Consider the following 25,776-nt stretch of genomic DNA (forward strand, 5'->3'; position numbering starts at 1 on the left):
TAGTCTTGGATTCAGCGAGGCGAAATTCCGGACGGCCCAAACTTCGTGAAGAAGCGCCACGGCAATTTGGGTGATCGGATCAATCCGGCGCCTCTTGGAAAATACAAAGAGGCTCGTCTACGGGGAGGTCGAGTTGAGTGAAGGCATCGCGGACTATCAGCCTGCCGTGCCATGGGTTGACGACGTCCAACGTTCAACTCGCTCCAGCGCGAGTTCTCGCTCGCAGGGTACGAGCCATTCGTCAACTGACCCTGATTAGGAGCTTGCCAAAATTGCGTCCGGAGAGCATGCCGATGAACGCTTCAGGCGCATTATTCAATCCGTCGACGATATCCTCGCGGTAGCGAATGTGTCCGCACGCGACTAAGGGAATCAAATCCCGCATGAAGTCGTCGTAGTGATCGTCGACGAACTCGGTATTGATGAAGCCACGCATCAGCAGGCTCCTCCTGACCATGGCCAGCATGGTCGAGGAAAGCGAGTCCTGTTCCGCCGCACCCGGTCCGTTGTAGTGCGCGATCAAGCCGCAGGCTGGGATGCGGGCATAGCGATTGAGCAGTGGGAGCACAGCCTGCCAGATTGGGCCACCAACGTTCTCGAAATAGACGTCGATGCCGTCCGGACACGATTTCGCCAAGGCCTCTGGCATGTCGTCGGCGCGGTGGTCGATGACGGCGTCGAACTTCAGTTCGTCGCGCATGTAGGCGCATTTTTCGGGTCCACCCGCGATGCCGATGGCCCGCGCGCCAGAGAGCTGGGCAAGTTGCCCGACTAGAGAACCGACCGGTCCGCTCGCCGCTGCTACGACCACGGTCTCGCCGGGCTTCGGCTGTCCGATGACTTTCATCCCGGAATAGGCTGTGAAGCCGGGCATCCCCAGCACACCGAGGGCGGTGGTCGCCGGATTACCGCCGGTCTCCACTCGCTTCAAATCCGTTGGTTCGACTGCGGCATGGGTCCGCCAACCGATCCGTCCTTGAACCAAATCTCCCTGACGGTAGTCCGGATGCTTCGATTTCAGAACCTCGGCCACCACCTCTCCCTCCATGATTCCACCGATGCTGACGGGAGTAGCGTAAGACTTTGCGTCGTTCATTCGACCGCGCATGTAGGGGTCGAGCGACAAGTACTTGGTGCGCAGCAATACCTGACCGTCCGCAGCGGCAGGAATCGGTCCCGTCTCAACACGAAAGTTTTTCGACGTAGGCGTACCTGTCGGACGCGATGCGACAACGATCTGGCTGTAGGTGTCCATCAATTTCTCCCGTCGGTTATCGTTTCCCGAAACATTGTTGAGATTGTTTGCGCGCGTGGAGCTAGAAAAGGCCGTTTACAGCCATCGGATCCTGCCCCAAAGGTCAAAGATGCCGCGGTTTCGGCCATCGCGGCCAGCGATTTGTCCAGACTTTATCTACGGTCGATAGTTTGTGGCGCGCCGAGCGCACTTGAACGAAACCCGAGCACGCCCCGACTTGATTGCCGGCTTGGCCGAAAAGGCTGCATTTATGACGTAGGATAGATCGCGAAGCGAGGTTAGTTTGGGTTGCGTTCGGCCTCCATTCCAGGCGCGAATCCGGCCGATCGCGGAGGTGTCTATATTCAAATCGTATTCAGAACTTAGAGGTCGGATGTGATGAGTGGCGGAGCGAAGCGAATAGCCTGGGTGACTGGCGGAGGCAGCGGAATCGGTCAGGCGGGCGCGGAGGCGTTGGCAGATGACGGATGGACGGTCGTCATCTCTGGCAGGCGGCCTGAGGTACTGGCTGATGCGGCGAAGGAACTCGCCGTCAGGGGAAAAACGGTCGACATCTTTCCGCTCGACGTCACCGACGCTGAACGGGTAGCCGGCGTTGCAAGCTCGATCCTTGAGAAGTACGGCCGCATCGATCTTCTCGTTAACAGCGCCGGCTTGAATCTGCCGAAACGCAGTTGGGCGGATATGGAAGTGAAGGGATGGGATCAAATCGTAGACGTTAATCTCGACGGACTTATGTACTGCATGCGTGCCGTCTTGCCCGCAATGCGCGCCCAGAAAGATGGCTGTATCATCAACGTATCCTCCTGGGCCGGTCGGATCGTCTCGAAAATGACGGGCCCGGCCTATACCGCTACCAAACATGCGGTTCTGGCGCTCACCCACTCCTTCAATATGGACGAGTGTCAAAACGGTTTGCGCGCATGCTGTCTCTGTCCAGGCGAGGTTGCAACTCCGATCATGAAGATGAGGCCGATCCCGCCGAGCGAGGAGATCATGGCCAAGATGCTGCAGCCGAAAGACGTCGGAAAAGCAATTGCGTTCGTAGCGAACATGCCGCCGCATGTCTGCGTGAATGAAATACTGATCAGTCCGACTTGGAACCGCGCCTTCCTGGGAATTAGCTAAGTATGGGCAGGAAGGCTTTCCAACTGCTCGGTGCGAGTAGTGCGCCGCTGGTATTGGCGATCGCTCCTGTTGGCTGAGAAGAGCGCTCTATAGTGACGTGGCAGGAACCAGAAAACGATACTCCATCTTCTCCGGAGACAACGAAGACACCTATGCGCGGCAGACCTACGCCCTTGAACGGCTGTATGCCTAGCTTAGCGTGGAGATACTCGAGAACGGGCAGGAGCACGCCAGCTTGTCTGAGCAGATGCAGCAGGTTGAGGCCGTCATCAAGATGCTCGGCTCGAACAATACAGCCTACGGGCGATCTCGATAGGGCGCCGGAATCCCAAGCTGTGTTTCAGCCCGCGCGCACCTCATCGGCCCATCGCTCGGCTCTTCACCATGCATGAATTTAGCGGTCGAGCGCCTACTTCGTTGCCGTGATTGTGTTTTTGTTGAGAAGCGCCTTGTGTTGAGTTTCTATAATGCAGCCCCCATTCGCGAAGTGAGACTAATAGGGGACCGAGGCTCTGGCCAGAGGGAGAGATTTCGTATTCTACCTTTGGCGGAATCTGGGGAAATACGTGGCGCACAATGATTCCATCAGCTTCCAATTCGCGTAGCTGAAGTGTCAGCATCCTCTGCGTGGCATTGGGGATGGCCCGGGTGAGCTCCATGAATCTCTTTTTGCCGGTAAAGAGATGAAAGAGAATCGTCGGTTTCCAGATGCCGCCAACGACGGAGAGTGTCACTTCGACGGAGCAACCGCTTCTCGGATCGAGTCTTTTGGGGCGCATGAGATACCTACATAAATGATAGTACCGGCGATAATTGTACCCTCTTGTGGTATGACTGCCACCATCGTACTTCGGCGTCCACTGAAAAATGGATGCGGGATATCAGATGGCCTTCAGAGCGCTGCTTGCGGCAAAGAAAGATGAAAAGATTTCGACGAGCGTGGTCGAAATGAATGAGCAAGACCTCATGCCCGGCGATGTTACGGTCGCCGTCGAATATTCGACTGTGAACTTCAAGGACGCCCTTGCCATTACCGGGGGCACGGAGGTCATCAAACAGTTCCCCCTGGTTCCAGGTATCGACCTGGCCGGAACGGTGGAGAAATCCTCCTATCCCGGCATCGCTGTCGGAGACCGCGTTGTCGCCAATAGCTGGGGGCTGAGCCAGACCCATCACGGAGGGTACGCGCAGAAGGCGCGCTTGAAAGGCGAATGGCTGGTCAAGCTCCCGGCACCTTTTTCGACAAAGGACGCCATGGCTATCGGCACGGCTGGTTACACGGCGATGCTGTCGGTATTGGCCCTCGAGCATGGCGGCCTCACGCCGAAGCGCGGTGACATCCTCGTCACCGGCGCAAATGGCGGCGTCGGTTCAATTGCGATCGCGATCCTGTCCGATCTCGGCTATCGTGTCATTGCATCGACTGGGCGTCCTGGGGAAGCGGATTATCTGCGCGATCTCGGCGCGACCGAGATCATTGATCGGCAAACGCTTTCGGAGCCGGGAGCTCCTATCGCGCGCGAGCGTTGGGCTGGCGCGGTCGATAGCGTCGGCAGTCGCACGCTTGTGAACGTGCTGGCGCAGACGCAGTATCGCGGCGTCGTGACCGCCTGCGGGCTGGCGCAGGGTGTCGATCTTCCGGGAACGGTCCTGCCCTTCATCCTCCGGAACGTCACCCTTGCGGGTATCGACTCCGTTAATGCCCCGCAAGAGGTGCGGATCGAGGCCTGGTCGCGTCTGGCACGCGATCTCGATCCGAACAAGCTCGCCCGGACGACGCAGGTGGTCGGCCTCGCCGAGGTTCCCGATGTCGTGCGGCGAATGTTTGCTGGCAAAGTCCAGGGCCGCACGGTTGTCGACGTCAATGCCTGATCTTCGCTGCCAACCGCTCGGCGGCATCAGGTGACGAACCAGATCTCGTCGACGGCAGCCCTTGGACGCCCGGAGTTCGCAGTCGATACGGCGAACTCGGACAACCGATCCCGGTATTCGCTACCGTCCGCTTCGGACGGGAGCAAAACCTTGACGTGATCGTAGAACCCAGCAAAGCGTTATCGTCCGACATAACCAGTCGAACTGTCGCTTGTGATACAGAACGGGACGCCCGTAGGGGCCAACAAGCACTGCCGCGACGGTTTCGGACGCATCAGAGTCCCGGTCCAGGGAAACCCGGAAATCGGTGAGCGGCCCGTCGGCCACCCTCGATCGGATAACAACCTTCCGAAGGGTTGCGCTGAGCGCCGTGGCCGGCATGACCGCGACGATGGATCTTGTACTGGCGATGGTCGAAAGGGATATCGGTCCGGAATTCGCTCGGGCGGGTGCGAAGACATTAGTGGTCCAACATCGCCATGCCGGTGGACAGGCCAGCGCTAAAACAAAAACGGATCGACTGAAACGGACATCTTTCCATCCGTCGTCCGTTCGACTTTAAAACCTACTTGTTTTTGGGCAATCGTATCCCCAACAGTCACATACAATAACCCACTACAAGTAATCTCTCGCGTTGCCCTGTTTCTCGAATTTATAAGGATTGTATCCTCCAACCTATATACCGCGCCTTGTCTCGCTCGTTCCAAAATCGCTAATTTTTCAGCTTCTGTATTCGCATTACTCGCCATTGCCGCAACCGAATTCGAATTTTTGACAGCGTATGTGACAAGTGCATTATTGCTGTCGCCCGAAATGATCTTGACTACTGCATTATGCGTGTCCAAAGAATCACACTCAGGTTCTGCCCCTCCACAGCCGTTCAATAAAAGCAAAACAGAAAACCACCACAAAGCGAACGGCGGTCTTTTTCTGGACGGCTTCATTGGAATGCTCACGATGTCCTATTCACAGTGGGGCGTTGGACGAGCGATGCGTCCGGCCGTACCGTTGCGAAAACACTGACGATGACCAGTCTCTGAAGGATCATTTCTTCGAGTTCGGCGTCAGTCTTTGCTTCTTTCTCCACGGTTTCCGCTCTATCGCTCGACTCTCTTCGTGCGCCCCAGAACCCAGCTAATCTAAAAACCTCATTGATCAAGGTCTGGGATTCAAGCAGCTTAGCCGCGATCCAAAGCGCGCTGTAAAGACGCTTGAAACAGGGCTGATCGCTATGTATTCATCGCAGGGTAGGAAGATGGAATGATTATCGTACTGCAATGCGCCCGCGGCGCGGTGAATTTCCATCTTCTGTCGGGCAGCACGGAGAATTCCGTTGCTTTTCCGACGGGGATGACGCGACGTCCAGCAGTTCGAATTATCGTGTTGCAACGATGCGATCGACCGTCACGGTAGCCATGACCGAAAAGGTGGCATTTACGACCTCACACCCGTGGTCACACGCTGATATCCATGGAGAGAGAGAAGAAAATGTCTCAAGCCGAAGTGACCTACCGAGCCGTTCACTCCGTCAGTCTCGGCACATGCAGTCGTAATCCCGGAACGAATACATGACGAGGATGTCGTTTGAAAGCGCAGTGGGACAAGGATGATGATAAAGTTCATGGTTCCGACCATCAATTCGTTCACGCTCTCTCAGACAACGCCTACCGCCCAACTGGTCATCTATCCGGATTCCGGCCACAGTTCGTTATTTCAGTTTCCGGACTCTTTGCAACCCACGGACGGATCTTCCAGGACGGACCCGTTGCGGCCAAGCGCCGCTAGATCCGAGGTGGTCAGGTCGCCCCAACGGGGAGGTGCTGCATGCCAATGAATACAGTGATGACCGAGGGCGAACGATTGGAGGGCAAGAGCATCCATCCTATTGCAAACGAGGGTATCTCCTCTTTCTCAGGTCTCAAATACTTCAGAGCGCTCATAGAGGGTTCCTTGGCGCGTCCGCCGATGCTCGAGCTTTTTGATATCAACATCGAGGCCGCCGCGCCTGGACTCGTCGCGTTAACCGCGATACCGACGGCGGAGCACTACAATCCCTTGGGATTAGTCCATGGAGGTTACGCCGCGGTGCTGCTCGATACCTGTATGGCTGCAGCCATCGTAACTTCGCTCGAGCCAGGCCTTTCCGCCGTGACGCTTGAATACAAGATAAACTTCATAAGGCCGATGTCCGCCGATACGGGGGTCGTGCGCGGCGAGGGCAAGACGCTGCACGTCGGTCGGCAGATGGCCATAGCCGAAGGCAGATTGCTCGACGCGGCGGGTAGGCTTCTGGCCCACGGGACGACCACCTCCCATGTCGTGCGGGAAGGGGCTTCCTGAGGGACGTTCGCGCAGACAGTCGAACCCTAGGGTTTGGTCGCGCGAGTGGCGTCCGGCCAGCGCGTCAAATGGACCGAATCATTGGAAACGGAGTCCTCACCGCTCGCGCAAATTTGCCGGGCCACGAAGGCGGGACCGCCACCAACAGTAAACCGATACTGCAACGATGGTTGCGAATAGGCCGCTGCTGTTGCCATTGACAGGCCCTAGACACGTGTTTGAGAAATTGTGATGCCACTCAGCACCATTCCTATGAGAGGGCCTTCCGGGGTGACCTCCAAGCGCGCCATAGCCGACGCCACCCATGTCGCTCTTGTTGCCTCCCTCTGCATTCGCTCAGACCCGGCATGAGCGTCGCGCATCTCTCGCAGTAAAGAGTCGTGATCGCCTCGGATAAATCCCGGCCTAAGAGACATGTTTGGCATAAAGGAGGCCATTGAATGAACCTTGAGATCGCCGGTCGGCATGCCTTGGTGTGTGCGGCAAGCAAAGGCTTGGGCAAAGCCTGCGCGATGGCGTTGGCACTCGAAGGAGTCAACGTGACAATTAACGCCAGAAACCGGGAGGCGCTCGAATCCGCGGCCTTCGAGATTCAACAAGCGGCTGGCATTCCGGTGAACACGGTTGCCTGCGACATTACCACTCGCGACGGGCAGGATGCCGCTCTGGCGACCCTCCCTGTGATCGATATCCTCGTGACTAATGCGGGCGGTCCACCGCCGGGTGACTTTCGGGATTGGTCGCGCGAGGATTGGATCGCCGGATTGGACGCGAACATGCTGACCCCGATCGAGCTCATCCGCCGCACGATCGACGGAATGATCGAACGGAACTTCGGGCGCATCGTCAATATAACCTCAAGCGCAGTCAAGGCGCCGATCCCATTCCTGGGGCTGTCGAATGGCGCCCGCACAGGGCTGACCGGATTCGTCGCCGGTCTTGCGCGGCAAGTCGCCCGCCACAACGTAACGATCAATAGCTTATTGCCTGGCCCTCATGCGACTGACCGCCTGCCGGCCGCCCAGAAATACCTGGCCCGCCAATACGGGAGCGATGTCGAAGCCGCGGCTCGCGCGATGCTTGAACTAATTCCCGCGGGGCGCTTTGGATCTCCCGAGGAGTTCGGGCTGACATGCGCGTTCCTTTGCGCAGCATCCTCCGGCTATATCACCGGCCAGAACCTGCTGCTGGACGGCGGTTCCTATGCCGGGACCTTCGGCTGACGTGCGGGGTGGCGAAGTTGAGACGATAGTGAGGCTCATCTAAACCGGTAGCACAAAGATACTGAGCAGGCCGCGGCGGGCGGCGACGCTTGCGGACTTGCTTCAGGTGGAGCTCAAGCGGCGGCTACGCCTATGTTCAAGAGGCACTTTCGAAATTAAACCGACGTGGAAGTGGCAACTGTACGAACTGCTACCCATTCGAGAACACAACTCTCGTCACGCTGGTTAGACTACGCCCGCCAACCCCGAGAATTGTCACGGTTAGCTTTAGAAGTTCAATACCCAGGAGACCATCCGATGCACACTGCTCCCTTGGATGCGCAAGTCCACCATGCTTTCATCGATCGACTGCGTCAAACAGGCCGTGCGCCAAGCCGGCATGAGGTCTCGGTCGCCCTGGCAAAGCCCGTCAAGGAAATCGAAAAGTCTCTGTCCCGCCTGGCCGAAAGCCACGGCGTCGTATTGCATCCCCATGTTTGCGAGCCCTGGGTGATCCACCCGTTCTCCGTCTCCCCGACGGCGACGTGGGTCCAGAACGGCGATCAGGGTTGGTGGGCCCCTTGTATCTGGTGTGGCTGCGGAATTGCCGCCTTGGTGGGTGGGAACGCGGTGATCCACGCCAGACTTGGCGGCGAGATGGAAGACATCGATATCCACATCGTAAAGGGCGAGGTCGAGGAGAAAGATCTGTGGGTGCATTTTGCCGTTCCTCCACGAGCAGCATGGGACAACGTTCACCACTTTTGCGCCACCGTTCTGCCTTTCCGGCACGAGTCCGACGTGCAGATTTGGAGCGAACGACACGGAATTCCAGTCGGATCGGCTGTCCCGATTACCCAGGTTCAGGATCTTGGGCGGGAATGGTACGCCCATCATTGCGACCGAAATTGGCGCAAGTGGTCCGTAGGGGAGGCAATCGAGATATTCGAAAAAGTTGGCTTAGTTGGAGCGTTTTGGAGATTGGAAAGCCGGGACGGTAACTTTTAAGCTTCATGCCCTGCGTGATTTCAGATTATTTCAAGCAAGAGGGCGCGGAGGCGGCAGATGCTGATGGCAAGGTTTGGCAGAAACTCGCGTCTGTCGCGCGCCGCAGTTCGATGCGGACCGCCGCCATAATATTTATTCATACATACTAATTCGGTTTGGCTTTTCAATAAATGCGTGAGCGCAAGACGACGAAACGCGGATCGCCAAAGTAAGGCCATCAGAGAAATTGCTAAACTGAAAGGAAAATCCGACCATGCCGTATATGCATCTCGACCTTGCCAAAACCTATCCATCGCAAACCAAGCGAGACCTCGCGGCTCGCCTGTGCTGTCTCTACGCTGACGTGATGCAGACGCAGTTGTGGCGTCCCAATGTCGGGATTGCGGAGCTTGGCGAGGACAACTTGTTCCACCTTGGCGCGGACGGACCGGAGCCGATCACGATGGTGCTTGTCGAGACCCGGCGTGGCCGCTCGCTCGACCGACGTCTCGAACTGGGTTTGCGCATCGTCGACCTCTGCAGCGAGCTGCTGGGCGTCCCCAAGAAGACTGTGTTCGTCGAATTTACCGTTCATAGCGGCGACGAGATGCTGCGTGATGGTGATTGGGCTGGCGACTGGACCGCCACGGAAGCCTCCGCTGAAATGCCGCAACCGGCGCAAGGCAGCTGAGACGAACGGCTTGCCGAGAGGTGGGTATCGGGCGCGACGAGGACATCGTGAAATCGTCGCCTTTCGCGTCAGGCCTGCTCCGCCTTGATCACCGCTGCGCGGAAATAGGGCTGCAGCAGCTGGGCGCATCAGGATGGGCTTCGGAACGCGTCGCGGCGTTCTCTGGCTGCTTCCTATCATCTGAAGAAGCGGACCCATTCCGTTGCAGTCACTCTGCCGGCTAATCCGGTCGAGGAGGATCGGCTAGGATTTGCCGCCTAGCGGATTCCCTTCGCGAATTGCTGCGCTGGCCCGCTACCGGACAAAAGTTGTTCGCCTCGGTCACGGCCATCCCGCCGGATCCAGCGACTCAACGACGCCAGAGTGTTTCACGGTTCGGATCATGTTGGGTGGACGATCGCAGGCAATCTCAAGCTTTTGCTATCGATGGATGCGATGTAGCCCAAGTCACCAAATCCTCCAATCGAGAAAGCAGATGCTCCAATATCGGAGTAACCTTTGTTGTATTGTAGCCGATCGCCAGAGCAATTTCTGGGGCCCGCCCTTGAAGGGGTCGGATGACCGCCGACAAAGGCAGTAGGTTCTGCGCATAGCGCGGCAATAGGCTAACCCCCGGGGTCGATAGGACCAGAGAAATTGCGGTAGGAAGGTCGTGTGCCTCGCAGGTGTGCCGCAACTCGATTCCAGATTGTGCAGCATATTCGTCAACCATCGACCGAAGCGTCGGACCGGACGCCTTCGCAATTGAGATGAAGTCTTCTTTAGCAAGGTCCTGAGGCCGAATAGATCGACGGTTCGCGAGAGGATTGTTGCTCGGGAGCACAGCTACGATCGGCTCTCGTACGAGGGGCCTGAAGGTCAGTCTCGGCGAATTCGGTTCCGGACGTAGAAAAGCCGCATCGATCTCGCCGCCAAGCAGGGCGCGCATTAGTTCCACCGTGGAACGACTGTAAACGACCAGGTCTATCTCCTTGAGTTCTGGACGAAGAATTCTTACCACTTCGGGCAACCATGCCGTCTCATATCCCACGAGAAAACCGAGCGTAAACGAGTTTCTTGCAGGTTGGCTGACCTGCTGCATGGCTTCGCGAGCCCGCTCGACTTGAGACAAAATAAGACGCGCGTGGTCGAGAAATGCACGACCCGCCGGAGTCAACTTCATGCCTTGGGGACCACGCGCCATCAGCAGGACGCCGAAGTCCGACTCGAGCTTGCGGATATGTCGGCTGGCCGAAGGGTCAGCGGTTGGCAGTCTATCGTCCGCGGCGTGAGTCAGGTTCTCTGCTTCGGCAACTGCGACGAAGTATCGAAGATTCTTTAATTCCATGAAACCTCGCCGGATCGCCCTGATCGCTGCTCATCGCTCGGAAAAACAGAGGTCGTCCGAGAGGGCGGGTTCTTTCGGCGCCCTCCTCACACGAGAGCCGGGGTTTGCTTCTGGACGAAAAAAGTGGGGTACGGCGGAACGTTGCCTGTTCAGGCGCCGGAGTGGCTATCTCCCATGAGTATGGCCAAAAAGGCATCGGCGGTCGCGATCGCCGACGCAGGATTTTGCCCGGTGACCAACATTCCATCGGTCTCAGTGTGCGCCGTCCTTGGAGGCTGCTCGATAAATACTGCACCTTCGGCCATCATTCTTTCTTGAAGGGAGAATGGCATGTGCTTGAAGAGGGCGTCGAGGGCGTCTTCGCCCTTCGTAAAACCTGTGACACGACGCCCATTGAGGAGCGTCGATCCGTTATCAAGGGTGACATTCAACAAAGCCGCCGGCCCGTGGCAAACAGCGCCCACCGGCTTCTTCGCAAGCCAGAAATCGCGCACCAGCGCCTTGAAGGGCGGGTCGACGGCAAGATCGAACATTGGGCCGTGTCCCCCAGGCATGAAGATGCCATCGAAATCGGACTCCCGAATCCGGGCAAGAGGTCGAGTAGCGTTCATTCGCTCAAGTGCGTCACGTACCTCCACGATGTGTTCGGCACTGGGGTAGCGACGGGGGTCAACCGGCGAAGGACCTCCACGTGGACTCGCAACCGTTATCTCAAGCCCTGCCTTAGTAAAAACAGAATATGGCTCCGAAAATTCGGGAAACCAAACTCCAGTACCTGGCTCTCCGTCAATATCACTGTGGCTCGTGACGACCATCAACAGGTGCTTTTTGGCGGGCATGCGTTCTCCTTGAGGGAAGCGAGGATTCGACGATATCTTGATGGATGACGTCAGTGGGATCCGAGCACGACGGTGCGATCGAACATTCGACACGTAACCCTGTCTCTACGTTCTTGCGAAAGACTTTTTACGTCGGCCGCGATGCCCAGCGGGTATCGAACGCAGTCACGTTGGTTTGCGCAGCGAAGGATTCCGCACTCGTGGCCCGCATTCGCCCGGACCGTGCGGGCGATGAGAAAAGCGCAGCTCGGAACTCAGCTTTCTTGCGGAGAGGCGGGCGGCGCTCGCGCTGGTCGTCTGACCTGACGACCTGAACTGTCGTTACGCTGCTTTGCACCATATCGCGCGAGTATGCGTCCGACCAAACAAAGTCTTTCTCTGCCGCGAGCGGACGTGGCTAGTTGCCCAAGAGAACAGCAACGGTGGACGAAGATGAAGATCAAGATTATCCGAGCGGTTTCGCGTGCCACCAAGCAAGCTTTGGCGAGCAATTTCACCGGTTCGGTGTTTCAGGATGAAATAATTGTAGGGCAGCTGCCGTCGAAGCTGCGCGCGTTTCGCGTCACCTTTGCTCCGGGTGGGCGCACCGCATGGCACACGCATACGATCGGCCAAACGCTTCACGTTCTGTCGGGAGTCGGCCGCATCGGTTGGGAAGGTGAGCCTCCACGGATCATTCAGCCGGGAGACACGATTGTGATTCCGGCTGGCGTCCGTCATTGGCACGGTGCCGACTCCAATCACCTCCACGTCCATTTGGCCCTTACCGAAAAGAACGACCAAGGCGAGGGAACGGTATGGATGGAACACGTGCCGGAGGCGGACTACGCGAAGGAGGCGGTGTTCCCGGATTGACGTTTTCCCACTTTGTTCAACGTGCCCCAAATGAAATTAGCCCGGACAATGATATTCGATGACCTTTGTGGCGACGGACGTATCAATTCGGTTTGGCGGCGTTCATGCCGTCGATAGACTCTCGCTTTCAGTCTCTCCGGGAGAGATCTTGGGGCTGATCGGTCCGAACGGCGCTGGCAAGACGACCTTCATTAACTGCATCTCGGGCGCATCCCGCGTCGACGCTGGGAGTGCCACCTGGGACGGTGAGCAATTGGTCGGCCGCGCGCCGCACGAAATCATCAGGAGGGGCGTGGTCCGGACGTTCCAGAATGTATCGTCGCTTCACGATCTCACGGTTCTCGACATCGTCAAGCTCGGTGAAGCGGCGGGCCGTTCGTCGCGGGGGCTGCTTGAGCGATTTTGGCGCAGCGAGCGCGATCGCGAAAACCGGTTGACCGAGACCGTCCTGCGTCCGCTGCGTCTGACTGACATCGCAAACCAGCCGCTCCAGAAGTTGTCATACGGATTGCGCAAGGCAGTCGATCTCGCGCGCGCCCTGGCCGCACGGCCGAAGCTTCTATTACTCGATGAGCCGGTGGCGGGCTTGACCAGTCATGAAAGCGCAACGATGGCAGAAGTCATTCGATCGGTGCGCGACAGGATCGGATGCGCGGTGATCATGGTGGAACACAAGATGCACGTCGTTAATAGTACATGCGACCGAATCGTCGTCATGGCATCGGGTGCCAAGATTTTCGAGGGTTCAAGCCAGGAGGCGCAGAAGGATCCTGAGGTGCGCCGCGTCTACCTGGGGGAAGCATGAATTTCGCTCTGCAGCTGATAACCGCCGGCCTCGCCGTCGGCAGCGTCTACTCGCTGATAGCATTAGGTATCGTGCTTATCTACAAGTGCACGGGCGTCGTGAATTTCGGCCAAGGTGGCTTTTTGGTCCTCGGGGCTTACCTGACCTACGCGCTGAGAGCGGCCGAAATTCCGACACCGCTCGCCGTCGTCGGCTCTGCCGCCGGAATGGCGATCGTCGGGATGGCGGCGGAGCGGCTTATGTTGCGCCCCATGGCGAGGGCGCCGCTCGTCGCGGTCATGATGGCGACGCTCGGCATGATGATTCTTATCAATGCTGTCTGTCTCATGATTTGGGGGTCCGATCAGCGTGCCTATCCCGCTCTGTTCCCCGACGGCGCATTGGACATGTTCGGGATATTCATAACGTACAACTATATCGCGGCAGGAGTTCTTTCGATCTGTCTAAGCCTTGGCTTTCTCGCGTTCTATCGTTTCACGAACTTGGGGTTGATGCAGCGCTGTACCGCCAACAACACCAAAGCAGCGCTCGCAATTGGCATCCATACCGGCAATCAAAACAGTTTTGCCTGGTCGATGTCTGCTGCTTTGGCCGGACTGGGGGGCACCCTGCTTGCCACCTTGAACGGGCTATCGCTTGGTCTCGGCAGCATCGGCCTTGCGGCATTCTCGGTGGTCGTGCTTGGCGGCTTGGATAGCCTCGCGGGCGCCATCGTTGCGGGTCTGTTGCTCGGTGTTTTGCAGACGCTGACGGCCGGAATGTTGACGCCAATGCTGGAGAACTTCCTTCGTGCCTATACGAGTGTGTACTCGGTTGGCGCCCTTCAGCAGGTCGTGCCTTATTGCCTTTTGGTCGCGATTCTACTTGTCCGGCCACAGGGGATATTCGGCCGCAAGGGAACGGAGCGGTTGTGATGCTCCGACATTCGTCCCCGACCATCCTCGCAGTTCTATTCACTCTTGCGTTGCTCTTCGTCATCCCTTGGCTCGATCGTTATGCGACATATCTCCTCATTTCGGTTGCTATCGCCGCTATAGGAGCGCTCGCGCTCAATCTGCTCACGGGCATGTGCGGGCTTATCAATTTCGCTCAAGGGGCGCTCATGGGGGTGGGTGCATACACCGCGGGCAATCTCGGGAATGCGGGTTGGGACATATTGGCGCTTCCGGCAGCGGGTTTCGTTTCGGCGATTGCGAGCCTAGTGATCGGACTTCCTGCTCTGCGATTGAGAGGGCTCTACTTTGGAGTCGCCACGCTCGCGGCACAGTTCATCGTTGATTATCTGTTCAAGATCCTCGAACCGATCACGCACGGCGTTTCCGGTTTGCCGATTCGGCAACTGAGGGTACTGGGCGTCGTCATTCAGAATGACCGCATGTTTGCGACGGTATGCGTTCTATCTCTGTTGTTGGCGTGGTGGGCGATGTACCGCATCAAGAATACCGACCTAGGGCGATCTTTCCTCGTTGTCCGCGAGGGTGAAATCGTGGCGAAGGGGATGGGCATCGATGTGGCCCATACGAAGATCTGGGCGTTCCTTATCAGTGGCTTTTTTGCCGGCATTGCCGGTGCGCTGTCGGGGTTCAACGCGCGGCTGGCCGATCCTGAGGCGTTTACGCTTGGGCTGTCGGTCGATTATCTCGCGATGATCATTGTCGGTGGGCTGGGTTCGTTGACCGGCCCGTTATTGGGATCGTTGTTCGTCACTCTGCTGCCGGAAGCCATTCAACGTATCGCCGAGTCGTTCGGGATTGCGAGTCTTCTTTCGGCGCTTCGAGAATTTACCTTTGGCCTATTGATCATCGTCTTTTTGGTATTCGAGCCGCGCGGATTGAGCGCCCTGTTTAGAAAGCTGATGCTTCAACGCGATGCGCGCAGTCGGAAGCAACCCGCAACGTAGATAACATTACGCAACAATCGCAAAGGGAGGAAACGAAATGAAAACGTTCTTTAGGACGGCTACGGTCGCCGCCGTGTTGCTGGCCGCCGCACCGGTTAAGGCAGCCGAGATAACCGTGTGTATTTGGGGATCTCTGACCGGACCCGATGCGCTGGTGAACGGCATCAGCTATGCGGCGCGGGATTACCTCGAATTTCTGAACCAAACCAAAGGGGGGATCGCCGGCCACAAGGTCCGTACGGTGTTGCTCGACGGCCGTTACAAGCTTGATGAGGAGTTGAGGAATTATCGCCGTTGTGTCGATCGCGAGCAGGCTGTCTTCGTCAACGGTTGGTCGACGGGAGCAGCCAAGGCATTGCGGGACCAGATTAATCAGGATGCCGTTCCGTTCATCACCCAGTCCGGGGCCGGGGAACTGGTGGATCCGAAAAACCTGCCATACATGTTTATTCCGGGGCCGACTTATGAGCAGCAAATCATCATCGCATTGCGCGCCGCCGCAAAAAGTGGGGGCAAGCGAGCAGTAATTCTATTTCCGGACAACGAATATGGCCGGGGCCCGACCGGTATCGTACGCCAGTCGGGTGAGGCAGAAAGATTGGGTCTCAAACTGGAGACGATTGAGTTTCCCTTTGACGCTCAAGATATCACGGCCCAAATGCTTCGGATAAAGGCCTTCGATCCTGATTTGGTCTTTGTGCAGGGCAGTACTCCTCAAGTGTTGGTGGCGCTACGCGATGCGGCGAAAGTCGGCTTGCCCGCCAGCAAATTCGCGGGCAGCGCCAACAGCTTGGGGCCGGCAATTCCGAAGCAACTCGGGGCCGCCGCGGAAGGGTACCGTGCCTTGGTGGTATTTTCTGACTTCGGAAGTCAAATCCCGGCCATGGAACAGATCAAGCAGTTCATGAAGACAAATGAGGTCGAGAAAAAAGACGTGTTCTACATGAGGGGTTGGTTCGAAGGCATCGTGATGGCGCGTGCCATCGAGGCGGCAGTGGCGAAGAACGGCGGCAAGGTACCTGAGGACATCGCGGCGTTTCGCAAAAGCGTGCGAAATGAGATGGTCGGCCTCAAAAACGTGGATACAGGAGGGATCACGCCGCCCGCAGACTACAGCAATCACCAAGGCACGACACAGGCGCGTGTCGCCGTGATCAAGAACGGTGAATTTGTAGCCGTCGGCGACTGGTTCGACGCGCGCTGAAGGCGGGACGGACATGCTCAGCGTTGTCAATGTTTCCGTTCGCTATGACGGCGCCATCGCGGCGCTGGAGCATATCGATATGCAGGTGGGTAAAGGCGGCATCGTCGCCTTGCTCGGCCCAAACGGAGCCGGCAAGACGACGTTACTCAAGGCGATCGCCGGCATGTTGCCGTTCGAGCAAGGCGAGATCACGGGAGGAGAGATAACCTTCAAGAGCAAGGCGGTTCATGGATGGCATCCTGCCTTGATTTCCAGGCACGGAATCGCGCTGGTCCAGGATGGGAGGCAATGCTTTCGTGACCTGACGATCGCGGAAAATCTGCGCGCGGCATCGCTACTGCGGAGAGGCAGTGCCCGTCGGCGGCTGGATCTGGTATTCAGTTATTTTCCGTTTCTCCGCGAAATGCGCGGACGCAGGGCTGGCCTTCTGTCCGGTGGGCAACTCCAAATGCTCGTTATCGCGATGGCTTTGCTGACTGAACCCGATTTGCTGCTCCTCGATGAACCGAGCCTGGGCCTTTCGCCGATTATGGTGCAGAGCGTTTTTGACGTTGTACAACGGCTCCACCACGACACCGGGCTCACGGTCATCGTCGCGGAGCAAACGGTGCCGCGGCTTCTTATGCTCGCGACGGACGTTTACGTTCTGTCTCGCGGGCGTGTTGCGATGCACGCTTCGCCGGCTCAGATAAGCGAGGAGCAGCTGCAGCACCTCTACCTCAATTGAGTCCGGACCTAGACTACCCAACAAGACAGGATTATGCGGCGGCGATCGGTCGATCTTCAGCCGCTGCGACGCTGGCTGCCGTTCTCCTCGTGACGTCCTTCACGAGATCTTCGATCCTGTCGAGGAAGCGATGGAGTACCTCGGACGCGTTCGTGGTGTTGTAGCCGACCGCCAGGGCGACGGTGGGGACGGGCGCTTTTAGCGGCCGGGCTATTACCGAGGGCGGAAATAGATTAACAGCGGAAAGCGGAAGCAGGCAGGGTATGCCGGTCGAAGCGATCAGCGACATTGCCGTTGTCAGATTCTCCGCTTCGTGGCTGACATTGAGAACCATGCCCGACCGAGCCGCGTAGCTCTCCACGGCGGCTCTCAGATAGGGAGCGGTCTCTCTAGCAACGGTGATGAGCGGACCGCCCATGAGATCCTGTGGGTGAACAGTATCGCTTGCAGCCAGAGAATGACTGCGCGGAATCGCCGCTATGAGCGGCTCGTTCGTCAACGTGCGGTAGGCTAAGACTGGCTCGCCTTTGTCGGGACGAAGAAAGGCGACGTCAATCTTGCCGCAAAGGAGGCCTTCCGCGAGCTCTGGCGATGATTGGCTGCGGATGACGACTTCGACGCTTGCCAAATCCTCGCGCAACACTCGCATCACATCTGGCAGCCAAATCATCTCGTAGCCGGCGAGAAAGCCGAAAACGAGAATCGCCTTTTCCGATCGTGCCGCGCGTTGAGCCGCCGCGGTGGCCGCCTCGACTTGCAGCAGGGCAGCGCGTGCCGGGTCCAGAAAGGCCCGGCCAGCCGCCGTCAGCTGAACCCCGCGCGGTCCGCGCAAAAGCAACTTAACGCCGAGTTCGGTTTCCAAGTCCCGCAGCTGTCGGCTTAGCGACGGCTGAGCCGTATGAAGCCGCCGCTCGGCAGCCTGCGTAAGGTTGCCCTCCTCAGCGATTGCCACGAAGTAGCGCAGATGACGAAGCTCCATGTCCCATACCCATTATGTATGACTGGCTGAACTTAAAGTCTTTTCCAAAGGAAGCAAGTTTGCGTAAGCCCTTTTGGCGAGATGTTTAGGCGAGCTCAATCGCCTGCATCTCTGCGCCTGAAAATGGAGGAAGCATTGAGTGAACTTTCGCAGCGCATCAGAATAGCCCTGGCTTCTCCAATTCGGGATGATCGAACGATTGATCCCCTGCGTGAACTGGCTGCGGTCCTTGAGGTCGTCGGACTCGATTTGGGGTCTGCCGGGGGCGAGGTCACTTTCACCGGGCGTGATCCCATTGTCAGCAGCCCTCTGCCGCTTGCAACAATGGCGGCAGTAGGCCTGATGGCCAAAGCGGTTTCGATCGCCGAGTTGTGGCGGTTCAGAGGAGGAGCCGGCCAAGATCTTTCGCTCGATCTCGGGATGGCGCTTCGGCGCCTGTGTCCCTTCAACGACCGAAAGTGGGAACTGTTGAACGGCTATGCTCCCGGCAATCCGACGGATCCGACCACCCCGTTCATGCCGACTAACATGTATCAGACGCGCGATGGGCGTCGGGTTCTTCTGATGAATATCTATCCGGCATTGAAAACGAGGGCGCTCGCTTTTCTGGGGTGCAACGACGATCCCCGCGCGATCGGCGAGGTCGTTCGTAAATGGGATGCGGTCGATCTCGAGAACGCCATGAATAGAGTGGGACTTCAGGCCACGATCGTGCGAAGCGCCGAGGAGTTTCTCCATGAGGAGCAATTCCGATACGTAGAGGAGCTGCCTCTAATCGAAATCGAGAAGATTGCAGAAAGTGCGCCCGAGCCGTTCACGACGAATCCCAAGGCGCCGCTCGATGGACTTCGCGCCCTTGGTCTCGCACATGTTATTGCCGGCTCGGGCTTCGGACGCGCGCTGGCATATCACGGAGCGGACGTTCTGAACGTCTGGCGGCCGAACGACATGGAAATCGATTTCAACTACTACTCTTCAAACGTTGGAATGCGATCGTCCATAATGGACATCGCCCGCCCTGACGAGTTGGCACGATTCAAGACATTGGCAGCGGGCGCCGACGTGTTCTTTGCCAATAGGCGACCCGGGTTTTTGGATAGGTTCGGACTGTCGAGCCACGAACTCGCCGTACTGCGGCCGGGAATTGTGCACGTCGACATGTCGATATACGGGCCGCGAGGGCCCTGGGCAAATCGTATAGGCTTCGATCAGATCGCTGGAGCGGTTACCGGCGTTCTGGCTCTCGAAGGAACGGCAGAGTGCCCGAAGTTGCCCGAGGTGTTTGTGGTCAACGACTATGTCACTTCCTGGTTTGCCGCCGTTGGCGCCATCGCCGCGCTTCGACGCAGGGCTATAGAGGGAGGCAGCTATCGCGTCCGCATATCGCTGGCCCGGCTGTCCCTCTGGCTGCTGCAGTTGGGAATGTTCGACAAAGCCTATGCACGCCGCGTTGCCGGAACGGACGGCGATCATGCGTTCTCCATACCGGAGCTTTTTGAGGCCGAAACTCCCTGCGGGCATTATCAGGGCGTCACGGATCAGGTGAAGATGAGCGGCACGCCAGGACACTTTGGCTTTCCGCTTGTTCCGCGTGGGGCCAACCGGCCGGAATGGCTTCCGCGTCAATAGCCCGATCACGACTCAGGGGCGGTCATCGCCATCGCTGAATGAACGCCCCCGCCACGCAAAATTAGACCGTCCACCCTCCGGCGAATGGCAGTATCTGTCCGTAAAAGAAGTCGCTCTCCGGCCCAGCGAGAAACAGGACTGCTTGTGCGCATTCGCGTTCCGTCGCAAGTCGCTCCGCGGGGCACTCCGCGAGACGTTGCCGAAATTCCTCGGTCTCGCGATATTGGAGGGGCCAATAGGTCAGGTTGTCCACATAAGTCTGAGCGGTAGCGTTGATGTTGACGAACGGGGCGACCTCCATGGCCGCGTTCTTCATATAGCTGTGCTGCGCGCCGCGTGCGGCTCCATAGATCGAAACGCCCCCGGGGCGCCCGCGCAAGCTTGCGGCGCTACCCACCACGACAATCTTGCCTTTCTTGCGTTCCAGCATTTGCGGCAATACCGCTCGAGTCAAACGGTGAAGTGGATAGACGATCCGGTTGAAGGCGTACTCCATATCCTCGTCGGATTTCTCGCGCACCGGCGCGAACTTGTGCGGGTACGCTAGATTCGCGATTAGAATATCCACTCGTCCGACTTCACGAACGAGCTCGTCGGATGCGGTTGGAACCGTCAAGTCGCGCGAATCGGCGAGGACTTCCGCTCCTTCCTCCCTGAAGAGTTCTACGATGTCTGCGCCGTTGTATTCATTGCAATCCGTCACTATGACCCGCTTTCCGTCAAGGCGTCCTGCCATGTCGATCTCCTTTTGCGTTGTTGGCGCAGCGAGCTGGCCAACAAGCGTTGGTCGCGTTGCACGAGAGTTGTTCTTGCTGTGAGGAGACGCCGTCGATCACGTCGTCTCGACGCTCAACGATTTAGAGCGAGCTTCGGCGCCGGACAAAGACCTTCTTCGCTTGAAGCGATAGCTGGCGTGTATGGAAAGGTCGGTCTCTGAATTCGACTGCTCCGGCCGTGAGACGACGCGGGCATCTAACCTCTGGAAATGCACTCGTCGGGCGTCGGAGTCGCACATTGTCTGCGGGAAAAGGTAACAATCCGCACAACAGCGTTTCAGGACAGTGGGGCACAGGTTGTGAAGTCGTTCGAGCGATAAAGCAGCCATACCTGGAAGTGATGACTGGCAACCTACAAAGTCTTTTTCAGGGGCAACAAGGCACCTAATACTCCTGCTGCTGTTGCAGCAACCATGTGCACAAATAGCCTTCGCACAAATACGCACCGTTGGAACACGTTTATGAAGCCTTATTACGCTCACGGAACCAGCGCTCTATGAAAATAGAACCAGATCCAACCGACGGTCGCATTCTGACCCGAAAGGAGGGCGCGATCCTGGTAATCACGATCGATCGGCCGGCAAAGCTGAACGGATTCAGCGCGGTGATGCTCGATGAACTCTCGGAAGCGTTCACGCAGATGGAGAACGATAGCGCCATCCGATGCGGCGTTCTCCGCGCCAGCGGGAGGAACTTCACTGCCGGGCTCGAACTCGGTAAGCTTGTCGGGCGCTTTGCTGAAGGCAAGTCGCTATTTCCTTCCGATAAGATTGACCCGGTCAATCTGCGGAAGCTTCGCAACAAGCCGGTTGTGGCCGCCGTTCAAGGCATTTGTTTTACTTTAGGCATCGAACTAATGCTCGCTGCCGACATGGTCGTGGCAGCGTCCGATTGCCGGTTTGCGCAACTCGAAGTCCAGCGCGGGATCATGGCGAGCGCGGGCGCAACGATCCGCATGGCCGAACGTGCGGGACTGGGCAATGCATTACGATTCCTGCTTACCGGCGACGAGTTCGATGCCGAAACAGCGCTTCGGTTGGGCTTTGTACAGGAGATCGTTGCGCCAGGCGAAGAGGGAGCCCGTGCAATGGCGTTGGCGGAGCGCATTGCGGCGCAGGCCCCGCTTGCGGTGGCGGCCACTCTTGCCAATGTTCGAAGGTCCGTGTTTGAGGGACCGAATGAGGCCGTCGCCGAACTGCAGAACCTGCAGAGCCGCTTGAGGACCAGCGAAGATGCCGTCGAAGGCATTCGAAGTTTTGTAGAGAGGCGTCCCGGAAAATTTGTAGGTCGGTAGTTAGAGAGAGTAGATTAGGGCGCCACGAGCGACAGTCAGGGCGGCAGACGCGCTGAAAGGGCGAGCCGGATGCGCCCCCATGTTGTCGCAAATGCAGGAACACTCTCTTGTCCTAGGCAAAGCCGCATCACCCTTACACAACAGGAGACAAAAAATGGCCGGTAGGCTTGCTGGGAAGAGAGCGATCGTTACGGACTGTAATGAGTACGCTGGCGCTGACATCGTGAAACTCTTCAGGGAAGAGGATGGCGAAGTCTTCGCGGTGGACCGGGATCTTACGATCTCCAGGGCCGCAGATGACCTCATTCGGGAGGTCGGGCATGTCGATATCTTGATCGCCAACTTTGCCTACCCTCACAAATACGCCCCCGTTCATAAAAAGAGCGATGAGGACATGGAGTATGCGATGCGGCGGCTCTTCTACCCGCTGCATCGGTTGACGCGCGCTGTCTTGCCGCAGATGCTGGAGCGGAAGCGTGGCAAGATTGTCGTCGTCGGCAGTGCCGACAGTCTGCGGGGTCGAAGCGGCGGCGTGGCCCTCTACGGTGGCGCACGCGCCGCCCAGCACGGCTACATGAGACATGTCGCGATGGAAGTGGCGCCCTACGTCAACGTTAATGCGACGGCGCAGTCTTATGTCGAGAATCCCACCTATTTTCCGAAGGCCTACCAGGAAACCGACGCGTTCCGCCAGCGGCTTGCGGAATGTCCTGCCGGCCGCCTCGCGACCGGGAGGGAATGCGCTCAGACCGTGTTGTTTTTAGCTGGGCCCGAAAGTGATTTCTTCTACGGCCAGGTTATTCCATTTGCCGGAGGTTGGACGGTCTGAAGCGGTGACACCCGCTCGGAAGCCGAAGGCGGTCGGCCGAATCCGGTTCCGGTGGGGCTCACGAGCGATCGCCCCGATGCTCAGTTGCGCCATTGTCAGCGGATGGCTGCATAACCAGCGGCGCAGGAGAATGGAGCCATGTGCTGACCTACTAAAAAATCAGCAGGGCTTATCGGTCGCGCTAGGCGTGGGTAGCCCCCGGGGGAGTGTACTCGCGTAAAGGGCTATTGTGAAACGTAAGCTCTAATTGTTTCCGATTTGTCCGACCATTGCGCAGCAGCCAGGATTTATCGGCCGCCGCTCTTTGCAACTCGAAGCTTCAAATCATCCACTTTCGTCAGAATAGATTTCAAGAGTGGCGATGTGTTGGCCTCGTTATAACCGATCACTAGGTCAACCATTGGCGGTGCGCCGTGTATCGGTCGGCTGACGACGGTTTTCGGCAACAGATTTTGAGAATAGAGCGGAAGCAGGCCGATGCCTCCGGTGGATGCCACCAGCGAAATCCCCATTGCCAGGTTCTCGGCCTGATGGTCGGGTTTCACGCCGAGAGGCTTGAGGTAATCGTTGATAACAGCCCACAGGGTCGGTGCCCTGACCGGGGACACTCCGATAAAGGTCTGGCCCGCGATGTCCTGCGGGCGAATGGAACTCCGAGAAGCTAAAGCGTGATCGCGCGGCATCACGACGATCAGCGGGTCCTTGCGCAACAGCCTGAATTTCAGAGCGGGCGCCTGTTTTTCCGGACGCATGAAGGCGAGGTCGATCTTTCCGTGAGTAAGGCCTGCTGCGAGATCCGGCGAGTCCTGGCTATGGATGATGACTTCAGTGCTCGGCAATTCGGCGCGCAGGATTTCCATCACGGCTTGCAACCAATCCATCTCATAGCCGGTGAGGAAGCCGATCGCAAACAATGTTCGCGGCGGTTGAGCGGCGCGCCGCGCGGCCTCCACCGCAGCCTCGGCCTGCGTGAGCGCCAGCCGCGCATGGTCGAGAAAGGCCTTGCCCGCGGCGGTCAATTCGATGCCGTGCACGCTGCGGCTCATCAACGGGAAGCCGACCTCGTATTCAAGATCGCGGATTTGCCGGCTCAGCGAAGGCTGCGCGGTGTGCAGCCTTTTCTCGGCGGCAAGCGTCAGGCTGCCTTCTTCGGCGACCGCGACGAAATAGCGAAGGTGGCGTAGCTCCATTTCGGGCTTCCATATCTCTCAGGCATGTCATCCAACTTATAAAGTCTTTGGCGATGACGCCAGTGGTTCCTACTTGCCCAATCATGGAAGCGCCTGCGGGAGAACGCCGCGGCGCGGATCGGCTTCCCGGCGGGGCATTCCATGCTTCACCGGCAGGAAAACTGAAATCAAAGGGAATCAGACCATGAGCAACCCAGGCGTATTGATCACCGGCGCCTTGACCGGCATCGGCCGTGCCGCCGCCATCGCCTTCGCCAAAAAGGGCGCAAAGGTCGTCGTATCCGGCCGGCGTGACGAGGCCGGCAAGGCTCTCGTCACGGAGTTGCGTGCGCTCGGTTCGGAGGCAGAGTTCATCAATGCCGACGTCCGCAAGGAAGATGACGTCCGCACGCTCGTCGACAAGACCGTCGCACGCTTTGGCCGCCTCGATGTCGCGGTGAACAACGCCGCCACCGAAGGTCAGGTCGGCCCGATCACCGACCAGACCGCGGAAAGCTTTGCTGCGACGTTCGAGACCAACGTCCTCGGCGTAGTGCTGAGCATGAAGCACGAAGTGCGCGCCATGCAGGCTCAGAAGAGCGGCAGCATCATTAACATCTCCTCGACCTATGGGCACGCGGGCGCGGCCGGGGCCTCGATCTATGTCGGCGCCAAGCATGCCGTCGAAGGCATCACCAAGTCGGTGGCGCTCGAAACCGCCAAATCGGGAATTCGCGTCAATGCCGTGGCACCCGGTCCCACCGACACCGGCATGCTGACCCGCTTCACCGGCACGCCGGAGAACAAGGCGGCGCTGGCGACAACGGTTCCGATGGGCCGCCTCGGGCTCTCGGAGGAGGTCGCCGACGGCATCGTGTTCATCGCTTCCGACGAAGCCAGGTTCATCACCGGTCATGTCCTCAACGTCGATGGTGGCAAGACCGTTAACTGATCCGGCAACAAGGAAGCGACGATCATGATTCATAGCCGCCCACAGATTCATTCCACCCCGAACATGATTCAGACCCACCAGACCGCGCCGACGCAGTTCGTCGAAGCCAACGGCATCCGCTTCGCTTACCGACGCTTCGGCAAACCGGGTGGCGTGCCGCTGGTCTTCAACATGCATTTCACCGGCACGATGGACCATTGGGACCCGCTGGTGACCGACGGCCTGGCCGCGACGCGGGAGGTGATCCTGTTCAACAATGCAGGCATTTCGTCGACGAGCGGCGAGGTGCCAACTTCGGTCGACGAGATGGCGGCCAATGCGGCGGCCTTCATCATGGCGCTCGGTCTTGCGAAGGTCGACATCCTCGGTTTCTCGCTCGGCGGCTTGGTCGCGCAGGAGTTGACGCTGCAAAATCCTGCGCTGGTTCGCCGCCTGGTCCTGGTGGGGACTGGCCCGCGGGGCGGCGAGGGCATGGCGAGCCTGACGCCCGAGGCTCAGGCCGTGTTCGGCAAGACATACGAAAACCCGGACGATGTGTGGCTTGGCGTCTTCTTCGCACCGAGCGAGGCGAGCCAGGCTGCCGGCCGCGCCTTTCTGAAACGGTTCCGCCTTCGCCAACAGGGACGCGACCCCGAGGTGAATGAGAAGGTCGCGCCGGCGCAGATCGCCGCGCTCGGCAAATGGGGGGCGCCGCGCTGGGGTGCATTGGACTACCTGCGGGAGATTGCCCAGCCGACCCTGGTGATCAACGGCAGCCATGACGTCATCATCTATACCGCGAATTCGCTCATTCTTCAGCGCAACCTGCCCAACGCGCAACTGATCCTCTATCCCGATTCCAATCACGGCTCGCAATACCAATATCCCGCACTGTTCGTCGCCGACGTGACGCGGTTTTTGGATGCCGCGGCACCGTTTCAGATGGTGGCGCGCGGGGCGATCAATTGAGTTTGGCCTAATCCAATGTCCGACATACCGCTTATGCCGCCGTCGTCGGACCTAACCACGAACCAAGA

At 58.3% G+C, this 25,776-nt stretch carries 25 protein-coding genes; 17 read left to right on the forward strand and 8 right to left on the reverse strand.

Annotation, left to right across the window (positions count from 1 at the left end; genetic code table 11):
• Positions 1-241 precede the first annotated feature (241 nt).
• On the reverse strand, positions 242-1,255 hold the full coding sequence (locus V1289_RS28030) for an NADP-dependent oxidoreductase (RefSeq protein ID WP_334400651.1): 1,014 nt from the start codon (positions 1,253-1,255) through the stop codon (positions 242-244).
• Positions 1,256-1,633: 378 nt separating this feature from the next.
• Between V1289_RS28030 and V1289_RS28035 the strand changes: the two genes are divergently transcribed.
• Complete coding sequence (locus tag V1289_RS28035; RefSeq protein ID WP_334400653.1) at positions 1,634-2,383, forward strand: SDR family oxidoreductase; 750 nt, start codon at positions 1,634-1,636, stop codon at positions 2,381-2,383.
• A gap of 356 nt (positions 2,384-2,739) precedes the next feature.
• Here the strand turns inward: V1289_RS28035 and V1289_RS28040 are convergent, their stop codons facing one another.
• Complete coding sequence (locus V1289_RS28040) at positions 2,740-3,162, reverse strand: winged helix-turn-helix transcriptional regulator (RefSeq protein ID WP_334400655.1); 423 nt, start codon at positions 3,160-3,162, stop codon at positions 2,740-2,742.
• Between the two features lie 106 nt (positions 3,163-3,268).
• On the opposite strand from V1289_RS28040, the gene acuI reads away from it, so the two are divergent.
• Positions 3,269-4,255 carry an acrylyl-CoA reductase (NADPH) gene (gene acuI, locus V1289_RS28045; protein ID WP_334400656.1) on the forward strand — a complete coding sequence of 329 codons (987 nt, stop codon included), beginning with the start codon at positions 3,269-3,271 and terminating at the stop codon, positions 4,253-4,255.
• 500 nt (positions 4,256-4,755) lie between these two features.
• Here the strand turns inward: acuI and V1289_RS28055 are convergent, their stop codons facing one another.
• Positions 4,756-5,211: a hypothetical protein gene (locus V1289_RS28055; RefSeq protein WP_334408022.1), complete on the reverse strand. Its 456-nt coding sequence runs from the start codon at positions 5,209-5,211 to the stop codon at positions 4,756-4,758.
• 886 nt (positions 5,212-6,097) lie between these two features.
• Between V1289_RS28055 and V1289_RS28060 the strand changes: the two genes are divergently transcribed.
• From V1289_RS28060 to V1289_RS28075, 4 genes are all read left to right on the forward strand, one after another.
• On the forward strand, positions 6,098-6,595 hold the full coding sequence (locus V1289_RS28060) for a PaaI family thioesterase (RefSeq protein WP_334400658.1): 498 nt from the start codon (positions 6,098-6,100) through the stop codon (positions 6,593-6,595).
• Positions 6,596-7,035: 440 nt separating this feature from the next.
• The gene (locus V1289_RS28065; protein WP_334400660.1) at positions 7,036-7,818 is read left to right on the forward strand and encodes an SDR family oxidoreductase; all 783 of its coding nucleotides are present in this window, start codon (positions 7,036-7,038) and stop codon (positions 7,816-7,818) included.
• A gap of 297 nt (positions 7,819-8,115) precedes the next feature.
• A complete protein-coding gene (gene merB, locus V1289_RS28070; RefSeq protein WP_334400662.1) occupies positions 8,116-8,805 on the forward strand; it encodes an organomercurial lyase in 690 nt (229 codons plus the stop codon).
• Between the two features lie 253 nt (positions 8,806-9,058).
• Complete coding sequence (locus tag V1289_RS28075) at positions 9,059-9,475, forward strand: hypothetical protein (RefSeq protein WP_334400664.1); 417 nt, start codon at positions 9,059-9,061, stop codon at positions 9,473-9,475.
• A gap of 409 nt (positions 9,476-9,884) precedes the next feature.
• Here V1289_RS28075 and V1289_RS28080 read toward each other — a convergent pair whose 3' ends face one another.
• Positions 9,885-10,802: a LysR family transcriptional regulator gene (locus tag V1289_RS28080; RefSeq protein ID WP_334400666.1), complete on the reverse strand. Its 918-nt coding sequence runs from the start codon at positions 10,800-10,802 to the stop codon at positions 9,885-9,887.
• Between the two features lie 149 nt (positions 10,803-10,951).
• Complete coding sequence (locus V1289_RS28085) at positions 10,952-11,641, reverse strand: type 1 glutamine amidotransferase domain-containing protein (RefSeq protein ID WP_334400668.1); 690 nt, start codon at positions 11,639-11,641, stop codon at positions 10,952-10,954.
• Between the two features lie 432 nt (positions 11,642-12,073).
• Here V1289_RS28085 and V1289_RS28090 point away from each other — a divergent pair, with 432 nt between their 5' ends.
• The 6 genes from V1289_RS28090 to V1289_RS28115 are packed head-to-tail and all read left to right on the forward strand — an operon-like array spanning position 12,074 to position 17,132.
• Positions 12,074-12,496, forward strand: a complete 423-nt coding sequence (locus tag V1289_RS28090) for a (R)-mandelonitrile lyase (RefSeq protein WP_334400670.1) — start codon at positions 12,074-12,076, stop codon at positions 12,494-12,496.
• A gap of 58 nt (positions 12,497-12,554) precedes the next feature.
• On the forward strand, positions 12,555-13,301 hold the full coding sequence (locus tag V1289_RS28095) for an ABC transporter ATP-binding protein (protein WP_334400672.1): 747 nt from the start codon (positions 12,555-12,557) through the stop codon (positions 13,299-13,301).
• Entirely contained in the window at positions 13,298-14,215 is a 918-nt protein-coding gene (locus V1289_RS28100) for a branched-chain amino acid ABC transporter permease (protein WP_334400674.1), read from the forward strand. Before V1289_RS28095 ends, V1289_RS28100 begins: the two co-directional genes overlap by 4 nt.
• The gene (locus V1289_RS28105) at positions 14,215-15,201 is read left to right on the forward strand and encodes a branched-chain amino acid ABC transporter permease (protein ID WP_334400676.1); all 987 of its coding nucleotides are present in this window, start codon (positions 14,215-14,217) and stop codon (positions 15,199-15,201) included. Before V1289_RS28100 ends, V1289_RS28105 begins: the two co-directional genes overlap by 1 nt.
• 37 nt (positions 15,202-15,238) lie before the next feature.
• Positions 15,239-16,405: an ABC transporter substrate-binding protein gene (locus tag V1289_RS28110; RefSeq protein ID WP_334400678.1), complete on the forward strand. Its 1,167-nt coding sequence runs from the start codon at positions 15,239-15,241 to the stop codon at positions 16,403-16,405.
• 13 nt (positions 16,406-16,418) lie between these two features.
• A complete protein-coding gene (locus tag V1289_RS28115) occupies positions 16,419-17,132 on the forward strand; it encodes an ABC transporter ATP-binding protein (RefSeq protein WP_334400680.1) in 714 nt (237 codons plus the stop codon).
• A gap of 31 nt (positions 17,133-17,163) precedes the next feature.
• Here the strand turns inward: V1289_RS28115 and V1289_RS28120 are convergent, their stop codons facing one another.
• Positions 17,164-18,111: a LysR family transcriptional regulator gene (locus V1289_RS28120; protein WP_334400682.1), complete on the reverse strand. Its 948-nt coding sequence runs from the start codon at positions 18,109-18,111 to the stop codon at positions 17,164-17,166.
• A gap of 135 nt (positions 18,112-18,246) precedes the next feature.
• On the opposite strand from V1289_RS28120, the gene V1289_RS28125 reads away from it, so the two are divergent.
• Positions 18,247-19,740 (forward strand): CoA transferase, encoded by a 1,494-nt coding sequence (locus V1289_RS28125; protein ID WP_334400684.1) that lies wholly within the window; start codon positions 18,247-18,249, stop codon positions 19,738-19,740.
• Positions 19,741-19,801: 61 nt separating this feature from the next.
• Here the strand turns inward: V1289_RS28125 and V1289_RS28130 are convergent, their stop codons facing one another.
• Positions 19,802-20,476, reverse strand: coding sequence for an SDR family NAD(P)-dependent oxidoreductase (locus V1289_RS28130; protein WP_334400686.1), 675 nt, complete (start codon positions 20,474-20,476; stop codon positions 19,802-19,804).
• 488 nt (positions 20,477-20,964) lie between these two features.
• On the opposite strand from V1289_RS28130, the gene V1289_RS28135 reads away from it, so the two are divergent.
• Positions 20,965-21,810: a crotonase/enoyl-CoA hydratase family protein gene (locus V1289_RS28135; protein ID WP_334400688.1), complete on the forward strand. Its 846-nt coding sequence runs from the start codon at positions 20,965-20,967 to the stop codon at positions 21,808-21,810.
• A 154-nt stretch (positions 21,811-21,964) separates the two neighbouring features.
• Positions 21,965-22,639, forward strand: coding sequence for an SDR family NAD(P)-dependent oxidoreductase (locus V1289_RS28140; RefSeq protein WP_334400690.1), 675 nt, complete (start codon positions 21,965-21,967; stop codon positions 22,637-22,639).
• Between the two features lie 287 nt (positions 22,640-22,926).
• Here V1289_RS28140 and V1289_RS28145 read toward each other — a convergent pair whose 3' ends face one another.
• Complete coding sequence (locus tag V1289_RS28145; RefSeq protein ID WP_334400692.1) at positions 22,927-23,829, reverse strand: LysR family transcriptional regulator; 903 nt, start codon at positions 23,827-23,829, stop codon at positions 22,927-22,929.
• 184 nt (positions 23,830-24,013) lie between these two features.
• Here V1289_RS28145 and V1289_RS28150 point away from each other — a divergent pair, with 184 nt between their 5' ends.
• On the forward strand, positions 24,014-24,760 hold the full coding sequence (locus V1289_RS28150; protein WP_334400694.1) for an SDR family NAD(P)-dependent oxidoreductase: 747 nt from the start codon (positions 24,014-24,016) through the stop codon (positions 24,758-24,760).
• Positions 24,761-24,784: 24 nt separating this feature from the next.
• Complete coding sequence (locus V1289_RS28155) at positions 24,785-25,708, forward strand: alpha/beta fold hydrolase (RefSeq protein WP_334400696.1); 924 nt, start codon at positions 24,785-24,787, stop codon at positions 25,706-25,708.
• The last annotated feature ends 68 nt before the right edge of the window (positions 25,709-25,776 follow it).

The organism is Bradyrhizobium sp. AZCC 2289 (genome assembly GCF_036924615.1).
Classification (GTDB): domain Bacteria; phylum Pseudomonadota; class Alphaproteobacteria; order Rhizobiales; family Xanthobacteraceae; genus Bradyrhizobium.

Coding starts and splice junctions, on each gene's coding strand:
- V1289_RS28035 (WP_334400653.1), top strand. CDS start 1,634: ATGAGTGGCGGAGCGAAGCGAATAGCCTGGGTGACTGGCGGAGGCAGC.
- V1289_RS28065 (WP_334400660.1), top strand. CDS start 7,036: ATGAACCTTGAGATCGCCGGTCGGCATGCCTTGGTGTGTGCGGCAAGC.
- V1289_RS28080 (WP_334400666.1), bottom strand. CDS start 10,802: ATGGAATTAAAGAATCTTCGATACTTCGTCGCAGTTGCCGAAGCAGAG.
- V1289_RS28105 (WP_334400676.1), top strand. CDS start 14,215: ATGCTCCGACATTCGTCCCCGACCATCCTCGCAGTTCTATTCACTCTT.
- V1289_RS28040 (WP_334400655.1), bottom strand. CDS start 3,162: ATGCGCCCCAAAAGACTCGATCCGAGAAGCGGTTGCTCCGTCGAAGTG.
- V1289_RS28140 (WP_334400690.1), top strand. CDS start 21,965: ATGGCCGGTAGGCTTGCTGGGAAGAGAGCGATCGTTACGGACTGTAAT.
- V1289_RS28145 (WP_334400692.1), bottom strand. CDS start 23,829: ATGGAGCTACGCCACCTTCGCTATTTCGTCGCGGTCGCCGAAGAAGGC.
- merB (WP_334400662.1), top strand. CDS start 8,116: ATGCACACTGCTCCCTTGGATGCGCAAGTCCACCATGCTTTCATCGAT.
- V1289_RS28095 (WP_334400672.1), top strand. CDS start 12,555: ATGACCTTTGTGGCGACGGACGTATCAATTCGGTTTGGCGGCGTTCAT.
- V1289_RS28030 (WP_334400651.1), bottom strand. CDS start 1,255: ATGGACACCTACAGCCAGATCGTTGTCGCATCGCGTCCGACAGGTACG.
- V1289_RS28110 (WP_334400678.1), top strand. CDS start 15,239: ATGAAAACGTTCTTTAGGACGGCTACGGTCGCCGCCGTGTTGCTGGCC.
- V1289_RS28085 (WP_334400668.1), bottom strand. CDS start 11,641: ATGCCCGCCAAAAAGCACCTGTTGATGGTCGTCACGAGCCACAGTGAT.
- V1289_RS28100 (WP_334400674.1), top strand. CDS start 13,298: ATGAATTTCGCTCTGCAGCTGATAACCGCCGGCCTCGCCGTCGGCAGC.
- V1289_RS28130 (WP_334400686.1), bottom strand. CDS start 20,476: ATGGCAGGACGCCTTGACGGAAAGCGGGTCATAGTGACGGATTGCAAT.
- V1289_RS28155 (WP_334400696.1), top strand. CDS start 24,785: ATGATTCATAGCCGCCCACAGATTCATTCCACCCCGAACATGATTCAG.
- acuI (WP_334400656.1), top strand. CDS start 3,269: ATGGCCTTCAGAGCGCTGCTTGCGGCAAAGAAAGATGAAAAGATTTCG.
- V1289_RS28090 (WP_334400670.1), top strand. CDS start 12,074: ATGAAGATCAAGATTATCCGAGCGGTTTCGCGTGCCACCAAGCAAGCT.
- V1289_RS28060 (WP_334400658.1), top strand. CDS start 6,098: ATGACCGAGGGCGAACGATTGGAGGGCAAGAGCATCCATCCTATTGCA.
- V1289_RS28150 (WP_334400694.1), top strand. CDS start 24,014: ATGAGCAACCCAGGCGTATTGATCACCGGCGCCTTGACCGGCATCGGC.
- V1289_RS28120 (WP_334400682.1), bottom strand. CDS start 18,111: ATGGAGCTTCGTCATCTGCGCTACTTCGTGGCAATCGCTGAGGAGGGC.
- V1289_RS28075 (WP_334400664.1), top strand. CDS start 9,059: ATGCCGTATATGCATCTCGACCTTGCCAAAACCTATCCATCGCAAACC.
- V1289_RS28115 (WP_334400680.1), top strand. CDS start 16,419: ATGCTCAGCGTTGTCAATGTTTCCGTTCGCTATGACGGCGCCATCGCG.